15 protein-coding genes, 1 tRNA gene and 1 other RNA gene are annotated in these 19183 nt (G+C 60.1%); 7 read left to right on the forward strand and 10 right to left on the reverse strand.

All coding sequences use genetic code 11. The annotated features are described in order from the left end of the window. Positions 1-69: 69 nt before the first annotated feature. From RVM26_RS05495 to betI, 4 genes are all read right to left on the reverse strand, one after another. Positions 70-2556 carry an acyl-CoA dehydrogenase gene (locus tag RVM26_RS05495; protein ID WP_498941324.1) on the reverse strand — a complete coding sequence of 829 codons (2487 nt, stop codon included), beginning with the start codon at positions 2554-2556 and terminating at the stop codon, positions 70-72. A 196-nt stretch (positions 2557-2752) separates the two neighbouring features. After that, positions 2753-4456 carry a choline dehydrogenase gene (gene betA, locus RVM26_RS05500; RefSeq protein WP_081191881.1) on the reverse strand — a complete coding sequence of 568 codons (1704 nt, stop codon included), beginning with the start codon at positions 4454-4456 and terminating at the stop codon, positions 2753-2755. Positions 4457-4511: 55 nt separating this feature from the next. After that, on the reverse strand, positions 4512-5981 hold the full coding sequence (gene betB, locus RVM26_RS05505) for a betaine-aldehyde dehydrogenase (RefSeq protein WP_498941326.1): 1470 nt from the start codon (positions 5979-5981) through the stop codon (positions 4512-4514). Between the two features lie 10 nt (positions 5982-5991). Beyond that, a complete protein-coding gene (gene betI / locus RVM26_RS05510) occupies positions 5992-6600 on the reverse strand; it encodes a transcriptional regulator BetI (RefSeq protein ID WP_498941328.1) in 609 nt (202 codons plus the stop codon). Between the two features lie 211 nt (positions 6601-6811). Between betI and RVM26_RS05515 the strand changes: the two genes are divergently transcribed. The 3 genes from RVM26_RS05515 to ffs all read left to right on the forward strand — a co-directional run bounded on the left by RVM26_RS05515 (position 6812) and on the right by ffs (position 8054). Beyond that, positions 6812-7744: a choline ABC transporter substrate-binding protein gene (locus tag RVM26_RS05515; RefSeq protein WP_287804376.1), complete on the forward strand. Its 933-nt coding sequence runs from the start codon at positions 6812-6814 to the stop codon at positions 7742-7744. A gap of 91 nt (positions 7745-7835) precedes the next feature. Next, positions 7836-7912 (forward strand) — tRNA-Met (locus tag RVM26_RS05520). A 45-nt stretch (positions 7913-7957) separates the two neighbouring features. Continuing rightward, positions 7958-8054, forward strand: an RNA gene (gene ffs / locus RVM26_RS05525) — signal recognition particle sRNA small type. A gap of 281 nt (positions 8055-8335) precedes the next feature. Here the strand turns inward: ffs and mntR are convergent. Further along, positions 8336-8812 (reverse strand): manganese-binding transcriptional regulator MntR, encoded by a 477-nt coding sequence (gene mntR, locus RVM26_RS05530; RefSeq protein WP_498941330.1) that lies wholly within the window; start codon positions 8810-8812, stop codon positions 8336-8338. Positions 8813-8964: 152 nt separating this feature from the next. Between mntR and RVM26_RS05535 the strand changes: the two genes are divergently transcribed. The 3 genes from RVM26_RS05535 to RVM26_RS05545 are packed head-to-tail and all read left to right on the forward strand — an operon-like array spanning position 8965 to position 11657. Continuing rightward, positions 8965-9885 (forward strand): metal ABC transporter substrate-binding protein, encoded by a 921-nt coding sequence (locus tag RVM26_RS05535; protein WP_498941332.1) that lies wholly within the window; start codon positions 8965-8967, stop codon positions 9883-9885. Positions 9886-9891: 6 nt separating this feature from the next. After that, entirely contained in the window at positions 9892-10716 is an 825-nt protein-coding gene (locus RVM26_RS05540) for a metal ABC transporter ATP-binding protein (RefSeq protein WP_227407988.1), read from the forward strand. A gap of 14 nt (positions 10717-10730) precedes the next feature. Then, on the forward strand, positions 10731-11657 hold the full coding sequence (locus RVM26_RS05545) for a metal ABC transporter permease (RefSeq protein WP_186299127.1): 927 nt from the start codon (positions 10731-10733) through the stop codon (positions 11655-11657). An 8-nt stretch (positions 11658-11665) separates the two neighbouring features. Here RVM26_RS05545 and RVM26_RS05550 read toward each other — a convergent pair whose 3' ends face one another. The 4 genes from RVM26_RS05550 to RVM26_RS05565 form a co-directional block, all read right to left on the reverse strand. Next, the gene (locus RVM26_RS05550) at positions 11666-13645 is read right to left on the reverse strand and encodes a monovalent cation:proton antiporter family protein (RefSeq protein WP_498941335.1); all 1980 of its coding nucleotides are present in this window, start codon (positions 13643-13645) and stop codon (positions 11666-11668) included. 119 nt (positions 13646-13764) lie between these two features. Next, positions 13765-13893 (reverse strand): hypothetical protein, encoded by a 129-nt coding sequence (locus RVM26_RS05555; RefSeq protein ID WP_260851395.1) that lies wholly within the window; start codon positions 13891-13893, stop codon positions 13765-13767. After that, positions 13890-15098, reverse strand: a complete 1209-nt coding sequence (locus tag RVM26_RS05560; protein WP_218314919.1) for an MFS transporter — start codon at positions 15096-15098, stop codon at positions 13890-13892. The genes RVM26_RS05555 and RVM26_RS05560 overlap by 4 nt, the downstream gene beginning before the upstream one ends. Before the next feature lie 63 nt (positions 15099-15161). Next, complete coding sequence (locus RVM26_RS05565; RefSeq protein ID WP_498941338.1) at positions 15162-16553, reverse strand: GntP family permease; 1392 nt, start codon at positions 16551-16553, stop codon at positions 15162-15164. A 295-nt stretch (positions 16554-16848) separates the two neighbouring features. Between RVM26_RS05565 and RVM26_RS05570 the strand changes: the two genes are divergently transcribed. Further along, the gene (locus tag RVM26_RS05570; RefSeq protein ID WP_039178232.1) at positions 16849-18195 is read left to right on the forward strand and encodes a Na+/H+ antiporter family protein; all 1347 of its coding nucleotides are present in this window, start codon (positions 16849-16851) and stop codon (positions 18193-18195) included. A 68-nt stretch (positions 18196-18263) separates the two neighbouring features. On the opposite strand, the gene RVM26_RS05575 is transcribed toward RVM26_RS05570, so the two are convergent. Next, a complete protein-coding gene (locus tag RVM26_RS05575; protein WP_016913701.1) occupies positions 18264-18998 on the reverse strand; it encodes an RNA methyltransferase in 735 nt (244 codons plus the stop codon). Positions 18999-19183 lie beyond the last annotated feature (185 nt).

The following is a 19183-nucleotide window of genomic DNA, read 5'->3' on the forward strand; positions in this document are numbered from 1 at the left end:
AACTCTGGAAGGCAATAAACGAAAAAACCGGCCTGTGTCAGGCCGGTTTCATTCACGTTCAAGCGTCGTTTACTTGATGCTGGTTTCTGCTTGCGGCGTGGCCTTGGCAGGCGCCGCGTTGTGGTCGATCAGCGTCGCCTTGTTGTTGGCAAAGGCATCATAGGCGAAGTCATCCACGGTGAGCATTTCGAGCACTTCGGCCTCGAAGGTGCGCATGAACGTGGCGTCGTCCTCGTTGATCAGCCCTTTCTCCAGCGCGGCTTCCACGCGTGCTTCCGGGTGGAGCGCCGTTTGCGGCAGCTCGCCCTTGGCATAGGCCTTGTTCACCGTGCGGTAGATGTCCTCGGCGCGCTCGTACTCTTGCAGCAGGGCATTGTAGCGGGCCAGCGGATTGCGCTCGGCGCCGTCATCCTTGTCCCAGGTGTTGCTCAGCAGCTTGCTGCGCAGGGCACTCTGGGTGGAGACGCGATGAGCGATGTCGCGGGCCAGGTCGTCATGGGGCTTGTTCCAGCGGCGGCCCGTCGGCATGACGACCACTTTCAGCACCTTGCCCAGGGCGCGGTTGGGCAGGTTGTCGAAGATCTCGACAAACGCCTGTTCAGCGCGGTTGAGCAGGAACTGCAGGCTGTAGTGCAGCAACGCTTCTTCGCCTTCTACCTTGTTGCCGGTGTGCCACTGCTTGAGCACCATGGACGCCAGATAGAGGTTGGAGAGAATGTCGCCCAGTCGTGCCGAGAGCATTTCGCGCTTCTTCAGCGTGGAGCCCAGGCTGGCCATGGCTGCGTCGGCGCAGAGGCCAAAGCCGGCCGACAGGCGCGCGATGTCCTGCGCATAGCCAACGGCCGGACCGCTGAACGGCACGCTGGGCTTGCCGAGGCCGAAGCCCAGCGTGAAGGCGCGGGCCGCGTTGCCGAAAATCAGGCCCGCATGACCAAAGAACGCCTTGTCGAATGCTTTTGCGTCGTTGGCATCCTTGGCGGCCAGCTCCTCCAGCACGTAGGGGTGGCAGCGGATGGCGCCCTGACCAAAGATCATCAGGTTGCGGGTCATGATGTTGGCCCCTTCCACGGTGATCGCGACGGGGTTGGCGCTATAGCCGATGCCCAGGTAGTTGCGTGGGCCGAGGGTCACGGCCTTGCCGCCGTGAACGTCCATGGCATCGCTGAGCAGCACGCGCTGGAACTCGGTCAGCTGACTTTTCAGAATGGCCGAGGGGACGGCGGGCTTTTCGCCGTGGTCGATCAGGTTGGCGGTCTGGTATACCGTGGCGGCAGAGATGTAGGCCAGCGAGGCCATGCGAGCCAGCGGCTCCTGTACGCCTTCCATTTCGGCAACCGGCACGTTGAACTGACGACGTACCCGTGTAAAGCCGCCGCTCCAGCCCAGCGCATAGCGGGCGGTACCGGTGGCGCCCGAAGGCAGCGTGATGCAGCGGCCAATCGACAGGCACTCCACCAGCATCCGCCAGCCCTGACCGATCATGTCCGGGCCGCCGATGATGGTGTCCAGCGGTACGAAAACGTCCTTGCCCTTGATCGGGCCATTCATGAAGGGGCTGCCGATGGGGTGGTGGCGGCGGCCAATCTCCATGCCCTGTGTGTCACGCGGGATCAAGGCCAGCGTAATGCCACGGTCTTCTTCGTCGCCCAGCAGCTTTTCCGGGTCGAACAGGCGGAATGCCAGGCCCACCACAGTGGCAATCGGCGCCAGGGTGATCCAGCGTTTCTCGAAATTGAGGCGCACCCCGACCACTTCCTGGCCATCGATGACCTGCTTGCAGACCACGCCGGTATCCGGCAGCGAGGTGGCGTCGGAGCCTGCGCGGGGGCCGGTCAGGCCAAAACAGGGGATTTCACGGCCATCGGCCAGGCGCGGCAGGTAGTGATCCTTCTGTGCCTGGGTGCCGTACTTGAGCAGCAGCTCACCGGGGCCCAGGGAGTTGGGGACACCGACGGTCACCATCAGCGTTTCGTTGGCGGAAAGCTTCTGCAGTACCATGGATTGCGCCTTGGCAGAGAAGCCCAGACCACCATACTCCTTCGGGATGATCATGCCGAAGAAGCCTTCCTTCTTCAGGTAATCCCACAGTTCCTGGGGCAGGTCGGCACGCTCCTTGGCGATGTCCCAGGCGTTGCACATGCCAGCCGCCTTGGCGCACTGCACATCCAGAAAGGCCTGCTCTTCTTCGCTCAGCCCGTCATCCTTGAAATCCAGCAGCGACTGCCACTGGGGCTTGCCGGAAAACAGCTCTCCATCCCAGGAGACGCTGCCCGCTTCCAGCGCGGTGCGCTCGGTGGCAGACACCTTGGGGGCCACTTTCTTGAAGGTGGCAAAGATGCGTGGGGTCAACCAGAGGCGACGCAGGGCGGGCAAGCCGGCCACGGCCACGGCCAAAGCGCCGATCAGCAGCAGGGTGCCCGTTACGGGGGCGCCCAGCACGATGCCGACCAGGCCCAGTACGCCCAGCAGGGCCAGGGCAGGAGGTGCGCCTGCCTCGCGGCGCATCACCACCAGCAGGCCAGCCACGGCCAGCACGATGAGTAGTAGGGTGAGCATGGGGTTCTCCATAGATGGATGGTCTTGAAGGTATTTAAACGTATGTTTGAATATTCGCAGAATCGCTTGGCACTGTGCAAGCGTTTCGGCCTTATACGTTCGCTCTATACCCTTCACTGTAGCTCAGTTGCGGCATAAAAAAACGCCATGGCGAATACCATGGCGCGGGTTGCTGGATCAGCGTGTACAGGTTGGCTCAGGCCTGCGGGGCGGGCGTTCCTTTATCGACCGCTCCTTTGGCAGGTGCCCCATTGGCAATGTAGTAATCGACCTGGGCGCGGGGCAGGGGCTCGCGACCGCGAATGCGATCAGCGATCTTTTCGGCCAGCATGAGGGTGGGTGCATTCAGGTTACCGGTAGGAATCACCGGGAACAGTGAAGCATCCACTACTCGTAGCCCTTCCAGGCCGTGCACGCGGCCCTGGGCATCGGTGACGGCCATGGCGTCTTCGCCCATCCGGCAGCTACCGCAGGGGTGGTAGGCGGTTTCGGCGTGCTGCTTGACGAAGCTGTCCAGCTCGGCATCGCTTTGTACCTCGGGGCCGGGGGCAATTTCACGCCCACGGTAGGCGTCGAAGGCGGGCTGGGCGATGATGTCGCGGGTCAGGCGTATGGCATCACGGAACTCCTGCCAGTCCTTCTCCTTGGCCATGTAGTTGAACAGGATGCTGGGCGCGGCGTGGGGGTCTTTGGAAGTCAGCCGGATGCGGCCACGGCTCTCGGAGCGCATGGAACCGACGTGGGCCTGGAAGCCGTGGGCCTCTACCGCGCTTTTGCCGTTGTAGCTGATGGCGATGGGCAGGAAATGGTATTGCAGGTTGGGCCACTCCTCCCCGTCGTTGGAGCGGATGAACCCGCAGGATTCGAACTGGTTGCTGGCCCCAATGCCGGTTCCCTTGAACAGCCACTCGGCACCAATCTTCGGCTGGTTGTACCATTTCAGCGCCGGGTAGAGGGAGATGGGCTCCTTGCACTCGTACTGAATGTACATCTCCAGATGATCCTGGAGGTTTTCGCCGACGCCGGGCAGTTCATGCACCACGGGGATGCCCAGCTCTTTCAGCCACTCCGGGTTGCCCACCCCTGAACGCTGCAGAATCTGCGGCGAGGCAATGGCACCGCCACACAGCAGCACTTCACGACGTGCTCGGGCCTGCGTTGGTTGGCCCTTCCGTTCGTAGCGGACGCCCACGGCACGCTTGCCCTCGAACTCGATCACGTCCGTGACGGCATGGGTTTCGATGGTCAGGTTGCTGCGCTGTTTGGCGGTATCCAGGTAGCCACGGGCCGTGGACGCGCGCCGCCCCTTGGGCGTGACGAAGCGGTCCATGGGGCCAAACCCTTCCTGCTGATAGCCGTTGACGTCTTCGGTTTCTGGGTAGCCCGCTTGCTTGGCCGCTTCGATGAAGGTTCGGTACAGCGGGTTGTTATCCGCCTTGGGCGTGGTGATGCTTACCGGGCCACCGCTGCCATGATACTCATTGGCACCGATGTCACGGTTTTCGCACTTCTTGAAGTAGGGCAGGCAGCTCAGGTAATCCCACTCTTCGAGCCCGGGCTGCTTGGCCCAGTGGTCGTAATCAAGGGCATTGCCGCGAATGTAGCACATGCCGTTGATCAAGGAAGACCCGCCCAGCCCCTTGCCTCGTCCGCACTCCATGCGGCGGTTGTCCATATGCGGTTCTGGGTCGGTTTCGAACGCCCAGTTGTAGCGTTTACCCTGTAGTGGAAACGCCAGTGCGGCGGGCATCTGGGTGCGAAAATCGAAGCGGTAGTCCGGGCCGCCTGCTTCCAGCAGCAGCACGCTGACATCGCTGTCTTCGGTCAGGCGCGTGGCCAGCACGTTGCCTGCTGAGCCAGCGCCAATGACGATATAATCAAATTCACGTACTTGCGACATTCGTTTACCTTGGCAAAGACGACATGAAGAGCATCAAACGGTGGCGGTGGGTGCCTTAAAACACCGATTCAAACGGGCCCATCTCGATCTGTACGGACTTGGTCTGGGTGTAGTGATTGAGCGTCTCGACGCCGTTCTCGCGACCAATGCCCGACTCCTTGTAACCGCCTACCGGCATCTCCGACGGCGACTCACCCCAGGTGTTGATCCAGCAGATGCCGGCTTCCAGCTGGTGAATCACTCGGTGGGCGCGGTTGAGGCTCTCGGTGAACACCCCGGCCGCCAGCCCGTACAGGGTGTCGTTGGCGCGGCGAATCACCTCGTCTTCATCATCGAAGGCAAGCACCGACATGACCGGGCCGAAAATCTCCTCTTTCACGATCCGCATGTCGTCGGTGCAGTCGGTGAACACCGTGGGGGCCGCCCATGCGCCGTTGGCCCATGGGCCGCTATTCCACTGTTCGCCACCGGCCAGTACGCGGGCTCCTTGCTCTTTGCCCAGGGCGATGTAGGAGAGCACTTTCTCCTGATGCTCGAAGCTGACCAGCGGGCCAAAATTGATGCTGGGGTCCATGGGGTCACCGGCCTTGATGCGCGCCACGCGCTCGACCAGCTTGGCTTCGAAGGCTTCCTTGACGCTGCGCTCGACGAAGACACGGGTACCGTTGGTGCAGATTTGGCCACTCGAATAGAAGTTGGCCATCATGGCGGCATCGGCGGCGCGGTCCAGGTCGGCATCGGCAAACACGATCAGCGGCGATTTGCCGCCCAGCTCCATGGTCACGTCCTTGAGCGTGGAGCCACCGGCAGCGGCCATGACTTTCTTGCCGGTGCCCACTTCGCCAGTGAAGGATACCTTGGCAATGCCGGGGTGCTCGGTGAGCATGGCGCCGACTTTTCCGTCGCCTTGAACGACGTTGAAGACGCCATCTGGCAGGCCTGCCTCGGTGAAGATTTCGGCGAGTTTCATCACCGTCAGCGGCGTGACCTCGCTGGGCTTGAAGACCACGGCGTTACCCGCCGCCAGCGCAGGCGCGGCTTTCCAGCAGGCAATCTGAATGGGGTAGTTCCAGGCGCCGATGGCACCGATCACACCCAGCGGTTCCCGGCGGGTATAAACGAACGAGCTTTCGCGCAGCGGTATCTGGCTGCCCTCGATGGCGGGGGCCAAGCCTGCGTAATACTCCAGCGCATCGGCGCCGGTGACGATATCGACGTTGGCGGTTTCGCTGATGGGCTTGCCGGTGTTGCGGGTTTCCAGCTCGGCGAGCTCGTCGTTGCGTTCGCGTAGCAGTGCCACCGCGCGCAGCAGAATGCGTGAGCGTTCCATACCGGTCATGGCTGCCCAGACCCGCTGGCCTTGCTGCGAGGTGCGTACGGCCTCGTCGAGATCGCCCTGGCTTGCCTGGCCAACGGTGGCGAGCAGAGAGCCATCGTAGGGGTTGGTGACAGTGAAGGTGTCACCTGACGTCGCCGCGACCGTGCGGCCATTGATATACAGAGGCAGTGTGTCCTGATGGGCCATGGGGTTCTCCTTAATATGATGCGTCAGCGGTGGTGTGCTTCAGGCAGCCGTGGTGGGCCAGCAGTTGATCCAGATAGGCGTGAGCCAGTTGCCGTGCTTCCAGCGCATCGAGCCCTTCCGGCGCCAGGGCGCCGCGTAGCCAAAGACCATCGATCATGGCAGCCAGCCCGCGCGCGGCGTTGCGCGCATCGCGATGCGGCATGACGCGCCGGAACTGATGACACAGGTTGGCATATAGCCGACGGTCGTTGACGTGCTGTAGACGCTGCAGCACGGGCTTGTGCATGCTGCTGGCCCAGAAGGCTAACCACGTTTTGGCGGCGGGTCCGGTGACCTGGGTGCGATCAAAGTTGCCTTCAATAATGGCGCCAATGTGCGCACGCGGTGAATCGTCTTCTAACGCATGGCGCCGCGCGGCGACGGCATCGCTTAAGTCCGTCAAAATTTGTCGCATCGTGGCTTCGAGCAGGCCATCTTTACCGCCAAAGTAGTGGCTGATAATGCCTGCGGAAACCCCCGCGTGACGGGCGATGCGCATCACCGTCGCTTCGGCAAGGCCAACCTCATCAATGGCCGCCATGGTGGCCTTGATTAACTGCTGGCGGCGTATTGGTTCCATTCCCACCTTAGGCACAGCTATCTCCTAATGACGTTGAATGCCCATTGACTCCTAACCTTGAAAAGCAGGAGTAGGCATGGTTACCTGAGTATGATGGCATTTTTTTATTGAACGTTCAATCAATAAAAGTGTGCCTGATCGCTTCTCACCTCTGCATCAGTACGGTTTGCAGAGCGTGTGTCAATAAAACAGATCATGAGAGAAGAGCTTTATGAAACAAGTAACAACGCGTCGTTTGGGTACTTTATTTGTCACCGCTTTTTTACCCGTCGCGGCTTTTGCTAATGAATGCAGTAGCGTTCGTTTTGCTGAGGTGGGTTGGACTGATATTACGGCGACCACAGCGCTGGCCAGCGAAGTACTCGAAGCGCTTGGCTACGAGTTGCGTGTAGATACCGTCTCGGTTCCCATCGCTTACGCAGGTATGCGTAATAACGATTTTGATGTGTTTTTGGGTAACTGGATGCCGTCGATGGCCTCTATCAGTGACCCCTATATTGAGCGTGGAGAAGTGGAGCGCTTAGTCGCCAACCTTGAAGACGCTAAATATACCTTGGCGGTGCCTCAGTATGTGTATGACGCTGGCGTGACTTCTGTTAACGATTTAGCCGAGCACGCAGAGCAGTTTGAGCAACGCATTCACGGCATTGAAGCAGGTAATGACGGTAACGAACTCATCCAGCAGATGATTGATGATGACGCCTATGGGCTAGGTGACTGGCAAGTAATCGACTCCAGCGAGGCGGGCATGCTGGCCGAGTTGAGCGCTCGGGTTCCCAATGAAAAGTGGATGGTTTTCCTGGGTTGGGAGCCGCACCCCATGAACACCAATTTCGAGATGGCGTACCTGTCTGATGCAGACGACTACTTTGGCCCGAATCTCGGAGGCGCGACGGTCTATACTAATACTCGCACTGGTTTCGTCGAGTCCTGCCCAAACGTCGGTGAGTTGCTGAGCAACATGACGTTCACGCTGGAGATGGAAAACCAGCTGATGAGCGCCATCATGGACGAGGGGGTCGAGCCTCGCGAAGCGGCGCGTGACTACCTGAGTGCACATCCCGATGTATTGGAGGCGTGGTTGGAAGGCGTGACGACGCGTGATGGCGGCGATGCACTACCTGCCGTACAATCGGCGTTGTAAGCGCGTGCGTTGAGCGCATGAAAAGGCAGGCCATTTCGGCTTGCCTTTTGCCGCTAATATAGGCATACTCTGCACCCGCTGATGTCGGAAAGGCTACGTAGCTCAGTTGGTTAGAGCACATCACTCATAATGATGGGGTCCCCTGTTCAAATCAGGGCGTAGCCACCAATCAGCAATCAGTATGCATTCAAACGCATACGATCATGGTGGCCCCTTAGGTCCTCCCGCAACGCTAAACTGCGAACCCCGCCAGGCCCGGAAGGGAGCAACGGTAGTGGTGGCTGCGTGTGCCGGGATGTGGCTTTTGGGGCCGCCTCCATTTCTAGCCTTTCCTGCGCGACGTCACATAGTCTAATTAATTTCTATCGATGAGTCGGCCGTAAGGTTGGCTGCAATCATATCGTTGCACCTCAATGATTTATGAGATCTTCAATGCCCCTGACCGTGGGCATCCACTTTTCTGTTGACCGATGTCGAGGTCGGGGAAAAGTAACTGGTGTTTTCTATTTAAGTTAAGTTGTAGCAGCCCTAGGGTTAATGGTGAGTTGAAAATGTGGGAACTTCGGGTGCCCCGCTAGGGAGAGAGGGCGACTACTTAATCTGCTGTTCGGTGAAGCGCTGCATGATGGTGAGCGTCTTATCGCTGACGTGATGCTCCATCCCTTCGGCATCAATTCTTGCCGTGCTGTCATCTACGCCGAGCGCCCGTAAAAAGTGCAATACAATGTCGTGCCGGGCGCGGGAGGTTTCGGCCATTTTCTGGCCTTCTTCGGTCAAAAACAGCGAGCGGTAAGGCTGGCTGGTGACGAGCCCCAGCTCGTTGAGTCGCCGAATCATCTTCGACACGGTGGCCTGGCTGACGGCCATGCGATTGGCGATGTCTGCTGCTCGGGCCTCACCGCGGTGTCGCAACAGATCACCGATCAGCTCCACGTAATCTTCGATGAGCTCGGTTTCATGAGCGTTGCGCACGGTTTCATACTGCTGAGCGTGCTGCTCCACTGGCGGTAGGGCGTCACCGCTTTTCTCACATGAGGCAGGAGCGCGCCGCGGGTCGTGATCACTCATTGGCAATATTTATCAAGGTTAGTGGCATCGTTGATTGGTGATGGTAGCGCATTTGAACGGATAATTGTTAGCCAAGGCTAAACTATTTGCACTTGGCTTTTTCTTTGAGCTACAGTGATATCATATGTGAGTTTACACGGGAGCAGTTGGCGATGGCGAAATCTTACGGATGGATGTTGATGGGGGCTTCCCTGGCCTTCGGTGCGAGCACGTCCTCGGCGTATGCCAATGAGCTGTTGCATCCGCCCATCAACGTGGCCGTCACTTTTTCGGTGCTGGGCGATCTGGTGCAGCGGGTAGCGGGTGACGATGCCGAAGTGACCGTGCTGACGCCCATCAACGCTGAAGTGCATGAGTGGGAGCTGACGCCGGATAATTTTGCGGCCCTCGAGAAGGCCGATATCGTCTTCTACAACGGTTACCAGCTGGAGCAGTGGATGCGCCAGGTGGAAGCCACGGTATCGCAAGGCGTGCCCGTGCTGGCCGTGGCCGAGGACTCGGGCCATCCCACGCAGTCGATTGCGATAGGCGACATGGAAGGCGATATCGACCCGCATCTGTGGATGGACCCGCGTGCCGCCAGCGCCTACGTGCAGGCCATTGCCAATGCCCTGGAAGAGCGCTTGCCGCAGCAGGCCGAAGAGATTCACCAGCGTGCCAGCGCGCTGGAAGACGAGCTGCACGCACTGTATGTCGAACTGCAAGAGACCCTTGAGGCAATTCCCGAGGAACGGCGTGTGCTGCTGTCCAGCGAGGCGGCGTTTCTCTACTTTGCCGATGCCTTTCACTTCAAGCACGATGGCATCTGGGGCACCAATGCCGAAACCGAAGGCTCTCCACGCCAGCTGATGCGCATCATCGATTTGATCAATGAGCGTCAGCCCGCCGCACTGTTCTGGGAAAGCACCATTTCTGACCGCCATGTGACCAGCATCGCCCGTGATACGGGGCTGCCGGTGGCAGGCCCACTTTACGTGGACTCACTCAGCGAGCCGGACGGTGTGGCGGGTGACTACTTTGCCATGCAGCGCCACAATGCCGAACTGCTGCGCCGTTATCTGGGTGTCGAGTAGGCCAACATGAACAGTGCTTCGTCACTACCTCCGGCTGCCATTGAGGTGTCGGGGGTCTATGCCGCCTATCAACGCCAGCCGGTGCTCGAAAACATTCAGCTGAGATTGCCGGCGGGGCGTTGGACGGCTATCGTCGGGCCGAACGGGGCCGGCAAGTCGACGCTGTTTCATGTGCTGACCGGTAGCATGAAGCCGCTGCGTGGCCAGGTGATGGCGTTCGGAGAGCCCATTCAGCGGCGCCGCAAAGCTGGTGGTATCGCCTATATGGCGCAACGTGAAGCGATCGAGTGGGACTTTCCCATCTCGGTATGGGACACCGTAATGACGGCTCGCTACGGCCACATGCGCCATGACCCTCTATGGCGGCGTCTGCTGCCTGGGCGTTGGCAGGCTCCGAGCCACCGTGACGTCGTGAGCAAGGCGCTGCAGGACGTGAATATGCTGGACATGGCCGAGCGTCCCATTGGGGCGCTGTCGGGCGGCCAGAAAAAACGTGTGTTGTTGGCCAGGGCGCTGGCCCAGCAGGCCAGTATCCTGTTGTTGGACGAACCGCTGGCGGGCGTCGACCCGCCCAGCGAGCAGCTGATTCTCGATGTGCTCAAGCGGGAGCGAGAAGCGGGCAGGACCATTGTCATGGTGACCCATGACATGCCGGGAGCGCGCCGCTATGTGGACCATGTGGTGCTGATCAACCGCTTCATCCGCGGGGCGGGGTCCCCGGATGAAATGCTCAGCGACCGCAGGCTGGCCGAACTGGCGGTGAGCGCCCAGCCAGCGCCAGATTCTTTTACCTTGCAACAGACCAGTGCTCCTGCTTTGATGCCTCAATAACGGTCAATTTCAACATGTTAGATACACTGGATAGCATGGCCAGCGTGCTGATCGCTGGCCTGCTGGCGGCGCTGATGGTGCCCATCAATCTGTTACCCGACGCCATTTCCGATGCGTTTCAGTACGCCTTCATGCAGCGTGCGCTGCTGACCTCGATGCTGGTGGGCGCCATCTGTGGTCTGCTCTCCTGCTATGTGGTGCTCAAGCGCTGGTCACTGCTTGGGGATGCGATTTCCCATGCGGTCTTGCCTGGCGTGGCGATTGCCTACCTGCTGGGGCTGCCGTTTTTCATCGGGGCTTTCGTGACGGGGGCGCTGACGTCGTTGGGTATCGGTGCCATCGAGCGCCATACCCGCATCAAGTCGGATGCAGCCATGGGTATCATGTTCACTGGCGCTTTTGCGCTGGGCATCGTGCTGATCAGCAAGATGGCCTCCAGCACGCACCTGATGCATATCCTGTTCGGCAACGTGCTGGGCGTACAGCAGTCGGCGCTGATGCTCACGCTGGCCGCCAGCGTCGTGGCGCTGCTGGTGATATGGCTCGCCTTCAGGCCGCTGATGCTCTACGCCTTCGACCCCACGCAGGCCCAGGCGCTGGGGTTCAATACCAGCGTCATTCATTACGGCCTGATTCTGCTGCTGACCCTGACCATCGTGGCAAGCCTGGAAACCGTAGGCATCATTCTGGTCGTTGCGATGCTGATCACCCCTGGCGCCACCGCCCACCTGCTGACCGACCGCTTCACAACGATGCTGTTGATTTCGACCAGCGTCGGTGTGGGCTCGGCGGTACTGGGGCTATGGCTCTCTTATGCCTTCGACGTGGCTTCGGGAGGCACCATCGTCCTGGTCGCCACCAGCTGCTTCTTCCTGGCGCTGCTGTTTTCTCCTCGGCACGGGGTATTGATGCGCCACTGGCGGCATCGCCGTATCGCGTGACGCGCGCCTCAGTAGGACGCCGGATTCAGTTCGGCGTCTGCTTCTTCGAGCGCTTCGGGAGTGCCCAGCAACACCAGCACATCGCCCGGCTGTAGCGTGGTGGCTGGTTCAGGATAACGGATGCGCTCCTGACCTCTCACCAGGGCCGTGACCACCACCCTTGGCGCTTGCAGTGGGCAATTGCCGAGCGGCTGGCCGACATAACGGCTATCAGCATCCAGCACCAGTGAGTGCAAGCGCTCGATTCTGTCGTCATTTTCTTCGCTCAACCGCTCCAGGCTCCCTCTGAACAGCTCCTTGAGCATGGGGTAGCGATTGATGCGCTGCTCCTGAAGGCGCTGAGTCACACGCCACATGGGGACATTCAGGGTCAGCAGCGAATGCATCGACATGATCATGCCGCTTTCCAATGTTTCAGGGATGACTTCGGTAGCGCCAGCGGCGCGTAACTCCTCCGTGCCACTGTCGTCATGGGTGCGTACCACGATGGGCAAGGTAGGGACGGTGTCGTGCACGTAGCGAAGTGTCTGCAAGGTGGCAGTGCGGTCATCATGACTGATGATCAACAGGTTCGAGCGGCTCAGGCCGATACTCTCCAGCACGGTGGGGTCCGATGCATCGCCGTAGAAGACCGGATGTCCTGCCAAGCGAGCCTCTTTGACGATGGTCGGGTCCATGTCCAGTGCCACGAAATCGATCGACTCGCTCTCCAGGAACCGGCTGATCACCTGGCCTGTGCGTCCATAACCACAGATGATCACATGCTGTGCATAGTCAACCGCAGGAGGGGTGCCCTGGGCGGTTTCCTCTGCAGAGCCAGGACGCTTTCTAAATAGCCAGGCGGCCAGCGGTTGGTTGTAGCGAATCAGAAAAGGCGCGGCGATCATCGAGAACAGCACTGATGTCAGCGCGATTTGTGCTGGCGCTGCCGCGATGGTGTTGTGGTCCAGGCCAATGGCCAGCAGCGCAAAGCCAAATTCACCCCCCACCGCCAGGGTCAGACCAGTGCGCAGAGCCGTTTGAGCATCGATACCCGAGTACCGCACCAGCGCTGCCACGATCAACGTCTTGATGGCGAGCAGGGCCACGGCGCCCAGCAGGGCCTGATGCCAAATGGAGGGCAGCAGCGCAGGCTCCACGAGCATGCCGATGCCGATGAAGAACAAGCCAAGCAAAACGTCACGAAATGGGCGTATGGTGGTTTCCACCTGATGGCGAAACTCTGTTTCGCCCAATACCATACCGGCCAGGAAGGCGCCAAACGCCATGGAAAGTCCCAGTGAATCCGTTGTCCAGGCGGCAATCAGCGACACGAACAGCACGGTCAGGGTAAACAGTTCCGCCGAGCGGCGGCTGGCTACCAGGTGAAACAGCGGTTTCAGCAGATAGCGGCCAGACACCAGCACGATGACAAACGCGGCCACTGCCTTGGCCATGGCAATGCCCAGTGCTCCGGCAATTTCCGAAGCCGCTGCGGTGCCCAGCACGGGTATCAAGATCACGAAGGGAACCGCCGTTATGTCCTGAAAGACCGACATGGTGGTGCCCAGGCGGCCGTGGCGGGTCTGACTTTCCCCTTGCTCCATCAGCTGTTTGCTGATGATGGTGGTCGAGGACTGGGTGAATACGGCACCAACGATGAAGGCCGCCACCGGGGGCAGGCCGATGGCCCATCCCAGCAGCGTGAACGCTGCCGTCGTCACGACGACTTGCGCCGTGCCCAGGCCGAGAATGGTGTGCCGCAGGGCATAGATTTGGGGCAACGGAAAGCTGAGGCCAATCGTGAACAGCAGAAACACGATCCCGAATTCGGCAATCGCCTGAATATAGGTGGTATCAATGGCAGGCCCTGCCGTATGAGAGCCAAGAATGACCCCCACCAACAGATAAGCCAGGCTGGGCGGGATTCTGAAGCGCTGAAAGAGCAGTACCACGAAAACCGTGACACCCAACAGCAAGAGTGTCTGGACGAGCGCTTGTTCTACCATGCAAGGTGCATCCTTGAATAATCAACATCATTTGGCCAACGATGCACTCTTTATGCCACTAATGGGCCAATTTGCCCATGTCGAAGGTCATGAGATGATCGGGTTTCGTGGGGCCTCGATCAGCATAGCCGACTCCCCATCAACAGCAGGCCCGCATCCAGCGACTGCCACCCCCACCAGGCAAGGGCAGTTCCCCCAGCGATGGCCAGCGCCCCCAGCAGCGCTAGCGAAAGAGTCTGTGGTGTCATGGTGTCACCTGCGTGGGAGTGGTGCGTGCCAGCGGTTTTTCGCTGATGAACCAGTGCAAGGCGGCGGCCACCACGGAGAGCACGATGGCGATTTGCCAGACGGTATCGTAGTGACCGGTCATGTCATAAAGGTAGCCGCCTAGCCAGACGCCCATGAACGACCCCAACTGGTGGAACAGAAACACGATGCCGCCCAGCATGGAGAGGTGTTTGACGCCAAACACCGACGCCACGATGCCGTTGGTCAGCGGCACGGTCGAGAGCCACAGCAAGCCCATGGCGACACCAAACGCGTAAGCACTATAAGCGCTCAGTGGCGCGACCAGAAACGCGGTGATGACCACGCCTCGGATCAGGTATAGCCAGCTGAGCAAGCGCGGCTTGGACCAGATTCCTCCCATCCAGCCTGCCGTATAGGTGCCCACGATGTTGAACAGCCCCACCAGGGCCAGAACGGTGGTACCCACTTGCACGGCAAGCCCGTTATCGAACAGGTAGCCCGGCAAGTGCACGGCAATGAACACCACCTGAAACCCGCACACGAAAAAGCCCAGGCAGAGCAGCCAGAAGCCTTTTTGCCCGGCGGCTTCGTTGAGCGCGTCGCGCAGGCTCAGGTCGCCCAGCGCATGGGGGCGTGGGCGATCCTTGAGCATGGCGCCCAGCGGAATCATCACGGCGGCAATCATGCCCATGGCCAGCAGGGCCGCCGACCAGCCCAGCCACTCGATCAGCCCCAGCGTGCCCGGCAGCATGGCGAACTGGCCAAACGAGCCCGCCGCACTGACGATCCCCATTGCCATGCTGCGCTTTTCGGCGGGTACCGCTCGGCCAACAGCGCCCAGGATCACCGAGAAGGTCGTGCCAGAGAGGCCGATCCCGATCAGCAGACCAGCGCTCAGGGTCATTCCCAGCGCGCTGGTGGAAAGACTCATGAAGCACAGCCCCAGCACGTAGAGCACGCCCCCGGCCACGATGATTCTGGCCGCGCCGAAGCGGTCTGCCAGCGCGCCGGTGAAAGGCTGTGCCAGGCCCCACATCAAATTCTGAATGGCCAGTGCCAGGGCAAAGACCCCGCGCCCCCAGCCAAGCTCACTGCTCATGGGTTCGAGGAACAACCCGAAACCGTGGCGCAGCCCCATCGCCGTAGAGATGATGAGGCTGGCCAGAAGGATCAGCAGCAGGGAGGAGTGTCGTGTAAGGGCCATGACGGGTCTCGTTGTTGTTCGCTAGTTAACACGTTAACCAACTATCGCATGGCTTACGCGGCTTTAGAAGCTTCCAAACAGCGTGCCCAGCGTAATCACGCTGATCAACGCAAAAATCGGCAGCACGATAGTGACCATGGCCACATTGGCATAGGACTGGCGGTGCGTCAGCCCGCAAATGGCCAGCAGCGTAATCACTGCCCCCGAGTGGGGAAGCGTGTCCATGCCACCCGCGGCCAGGGCGGCGACACGGTGCATCAGTTCGGGATTGATGCCCGCCTGCTGCGCCATGGCCAGGTATTCATCACCCAGGGTTTGCAAGGCAATCGACAGGCCGCCCGAAGAGGAGCCGGTAATGCCTGCCAGCACGCTCATGGCCAAGGCTTCGGAAATCAGCGGGTTGCCGGAAACGTTGAGCACGGCATCACGGATGATCATGAAGCCTGCCAGGCTGGCAATCACTGCCCCATAGCCCACTTCGGAGGCGGTATTGAAAATCGGCAGCAGCGAGCCAAAGCAGCCCTGGTTGATGGTGTTTTTCAGATCCTTCCAATGGTTCCAGCGGGTAATGATCAGCCATGCCGAGGCGCTCAGCAGCGAGATCAGGATCGCCCACAGGCCAGTCTGGCGGCTGGGGGTGATGTTCTCGAAGGCGTCGCTGATATAGCTCAGATCCATCGCGGGGAAAACGCCATAGGTAAACAGCGCGTTCAGGCCGATGACCATGATCAGAGGAATCAAGGCTACTGCCAAGGGGAGCGTGGGGGCGGGCGTGTCGTCCTGCTGGGGGTCGACTTCACGCTCGGTGTGCGTGCCGTAGCCTTCGCCGTTGGCGGCTGCCTTGCGAACCCTGGACTGCAGATAGTAGGTGCCCAGGCCCAGCATGATAAGCCCGGCAATGATGCCCAATCCGGGAGCCGCAAAGCTGTTGGTGCCAAAGTAAGGAATGGGAATGGCATTCTGAATGGCTGGGGTGCCCGGCAGGGCCGTCATGGTAAAGGTAAAGGAACCCAGCGCGATGGACGCAGGTATGAGCCGCTTGGGTACATTGGCCTGACGGAAGAGCTCACGGCTGATGGGGTAGATGGCAAAGGCCACCACGAACAGTGACACGCCACCGTAGGTCAGTACGGCACAGGCCATGACCACGGTCAGCACCACGTGATGCGTGCCCAGCCGCTTGACGATACCGTTGGAAATGGACTGCGCGGCACCGGAGTCGGCCATCAGTTGGCCGAACAGGGCGCCTAGCAGGAACAGCGGAAAGAACTGAATGACGTAGTTACCCAGCGCCCGCATGAAGGTGTCGGTGTAAATGGGCAGCAGCAGGCCGCCATCACCGGAAAGCAGGACTGCCAGCGACGCCATGAGCGGTGCCAACAGCAGCACTGATATGCCTCTGTAAGCCAGCAACATCAGCAGTATCAGGGAAATGAGAATGGCGAAAATGCCCATGCAGGCTCCTAAGACATTGTTAAATTAGCAGTGTCGGTCAACGATGAAGGTCGCGATACTAGGAGGATTGTTGCATAGCAGCAAGAGCGCTGTGACTAAAGTCTTAGCCGCTGCGCCAGTGTGCTTGGGGATCAGATAAGCCTGATGAAGGGCGCGCTATCTGCTAAAATCCGCCGCCTGGTTTTAAAGGCATGGTTTAAAAACCTGGTTTTAAGGGCCTGGTTTCAAGAACTTGGTTTTAAGAACCTGATGAAGACTTCGTATCAAAGACCTTCCATTAGCTCTGGATATTTCCATGAATGCAGTCATTCTTGCAGTGCTCGTGATGGTGACGCTGTCACTTCTTCGTGTATCGGTGGTGTTTGCCCTGGTGGTGGGGGCCCTGGTAGGAGGGCTAGCGGGTGGACTGTCGCTGGATGACACGCTCAGCGCTTTCAATGATGGCGTAGGCGGCGGTGCCCAGGTGGCGTTGGCCTACGCCACGCTGGGGGCCTTTGCGGTCGCTATTTCTCGCTCTGGCCTGCCGGATTTGCTGGCCACGCGGTTGATCAAGCTGCTGGGTAAAGAGGCGACGGCAGCGCATCAGGCGCGGGTGAAAATGCTGTTGCTGGGCGCCGTGTTGCTGGTGGCGATTTCTTCTCAAAACGCCATCCCGGTGCATATTGCGTTCATTCCCGTCCTGATTCCGCCGCTGCTGGTGGTCATGAACCGCTTGCAGCTGGACCGCCGCGCGGTTGCCTGTGCGCTGACCTTTGGTCTGACAGCACCCTATATGCTTTTGCCAGTGGGCTTCGGGGCCATCTTCCTGAACGACATATTGTTGGCCAATCTGAACAGCGCAGGCGCGGCGGCGGGACTCGACATCACTCGGAGCATGGTGCCCATGGCCATGGCCATCCCCGTGGGCGGAATGGCCATCGGGCTGGTCGTCGCCCTGCTGTTCAGCTATCGCGGTCAGCGCCACTACGCCGCCAAGCCGCTGGCCGCACCTGCGGGTGAGCAGGCGCATACGCCTGCCGAGCCTCATATGCTGGGGTTGGTCATGTCGGGGGTCGCCATCGTGGCTGCGCTGGGTCTGCAGCTGTATACCGGTTCCATGATCGTGGGCGGCCTGGTGGGCATTGGCCTGCTGTCATTGGGGGGGATTTTCAAATGGCGTGAGGCCGATGATCTGTTCACCAGCGGCATGCGCATGATGGCACTCATCGGTTTCATCATGATTTCAGCGGCAGGATTTGCCGAAGTGATGAAAGCCACGGGGGATATCGAGGCCCTGGTGGCGGGCGCCTTCGAGCTGTTTGGTGACAATCGCGGCCTGGCTGCGCTGGTCATGCTGCTGGTGGGGCTGTTCATCACGCTGGGCATCGGTTCATCGTTTTCTACCATTCCGATCATTGCCGCCATTTTCGTCCCGCTGGCCATTCAATTCGGGTTTTCGCCCATGGCCACCGTGGCCTTGGTGGGCACCGCGGCGGCATTGGGCGATGCTGGCTCACCGGCATCGGACTCCACTTTGGGGCCCACTGCCGGCCTGAACGTGGACGGCCAGCATGACCATATGTGGGATAGCGTCGTGCCGACCTTCCTTCACTATAACCTTCCGCTGATTGCGTTTGGTTGGCTGGCGGCCATGTCGCTTTGATCTGCGCATCATCCGAAAAAGGCTGCCAAATGGCGGCCTTTTTTTGTCTGGCGGTTGGCGTACGCGGCTTACTGTTTGGGCAGGTGTGCCTCGAAGGCGCTCAGTAGCCCGCGGAGTAGCGATAATTCCTTGCGGCTTGGCTGGGCACGTGAGAACAGTGCCTGCAACTGCTCTTCGGTGCGTGCGTGAGGCTGGGTCAAAAAACCGCTCTCGTGCATGAGCCGACCCAGGTGTTCCTGGAAGTAGCCAAACTGTTCGCGACTGGGCGGCGCCGCTTCCAGGGGCCGTTGATAGACGAAATCACTGTCGTCGCGCCGTCGCCAGGCGCGATGCACTTCATAGGCAAGAATCTGCACGGCTTGCGAGAGATTCAAAATGCCGTAATCCGGATTGGCCGGTATGCTGACCTGGTGGGTGCAGCAGCGGATCTCGTCATTGGTCAGGCCAGAGCGCTCGCGGCCAAACACCAACGCCACGGGAGCTTGATGGGCATTGACGATGACCTGACGTGCCATGTCGTCCGGCTCGTCGAAGTGGGGGAGCGGCATGCTGCGTAATCGGGCACTGGCCCCGACCACTTGAACGCAGTCCTGCAGGGCGTCTTCCAGGGTGCTGACGCAGCGCGCGTTGTCCAGCACATCGGTAGCGCCCGCCGCCAGTCGAGTGGCCTCTTCGTCAGGAAAAGCGCGTGGGTTGACCAGCACCAGCTGGGTCAGGCCCATGGTTTTCATGGCGCGGGCGGTGGCGCCAATATTGCCGGGATGAAAGGTGTGTACCAGCACGATACGAATATTGGAAAGCACGGGACGTCGAACCTGAAAGCTGCCAAGAAGAAAGGGGATGGTAACACGCAAAGAACCCCGCCGAAGCGGGGTTCTGAAGGACGTATTACGTCAGAGCGAGGTGGGGCTGTCGGGTAGCAGCAGTGCATTACTGCACCGCCGCCCCCTAAGAACCGTACGTGCGAGTTTCCCCGCATACGGCTCAA

Origin of the sequence: Halomonas sp. KM072 (genome assembly GCF_050710315.1) — a bacterium.
In the GTDB taxonomy this organism is placed as follows: domain Bacteria; phylum Pseudomonadota; class Gammaproteobacteria; order Pseudomonadales; family Halomonadaceae; genus Vreelandella; species Vreelandella hamiltonii.

Coding starts and splice junctions, on each gene's coding strand:
- RVM26_RS05495 (WP_498941324.1), bottom strand. CDS start 2,556: ATGCTCACCCTACTACTCATCGTGCTGGCCGTGGCTGGCCTGCTGGTG.
- RVM26_RS05515 (WP_287804376.1), top strand. CDS start 6,812: ATGAAACAAGTAACAACGCGTCGTTTGGGTACTTTATTTGTCACCGCT.
- RVM26_RS05550 (WP_498941335.1), bottom strand. CDS start 13,645: ATGGTAGAACAAGCGCTCGTCCAGACACTCTTGCTGTTGGGTGTCACG.
- betI (WP_498941328.1), bottom strand. CDS start 6,600: ATGGAACCAATACGCCGCCAGCAGTTAATCAAGGCCACCATGGCGGCC.
- RVM26_RS05565 (WP_498941338.1), bottom strand. CDS start 16,553: ATGGGCATTTTCGCCATTCTCATTTCCCTGATACTGCTGATGTTGCTG.
- RVM26_RS05555 (WP_260851395.1), bottom strand. CDS start 13,893: ATGACACCACAGACTCTTTCGCTAGCGCTGCTGGGGGCGCTGGCCATC.
- RVM26_RS05570 (WP_039178232.1), top strand. CDS start 16,849: ATGAATGCAGTCATTCTTGCAGTGCTCGTGATGGTGACGCTGTCACTT.
- betA (WP_081191881.1), bottom strand. CDS start 4,456: ATGTCGCAAGTACGTGAATTTGATTATATCGTCATTGGCGCTGGCTCA.
- RVM26_RS05560 (WP_218314919.1), bottom strand. CDS start 15,098: ATGGCCCTTACACGACACTCCTCCCTGCTGCTGATCCTTCTGGCCAGC.
- RVM26_RS05540 (WP_227407988.1), top strand. CDS start 9,892: ATGAACAGTGCTTCGTCACTACCTCCGGCTGCCATTGAGGTGTCGGGG.
- mntR (WP_498941330.1), bottom strand. CDS start 8,812: ATGAGTGATCACGACCCGCGGCGCGCTCCTGCCTCATGTGAGAAAAGC.
- RVM26_RS05545 (WP_186299127.1), top strand. CDS start 10,731: ATGTTAGATACACTGGATAGCATGGCCAGCGTGCTGATCGCTGGCCTG.
- betB (WP_498941326.1), bottom strand. CDS start 5,981: ATGGCCCATCAGGACACACTGCCTCTGTATATCAATGGCCGCACGGTC.
- RVM26_RS05535 (WP_498941332.1), top strand. CDS start 8,965: ATGGCGAAATCTTACGGATGGATGTTGATGGGGGCTTCCCTGGCCTTC.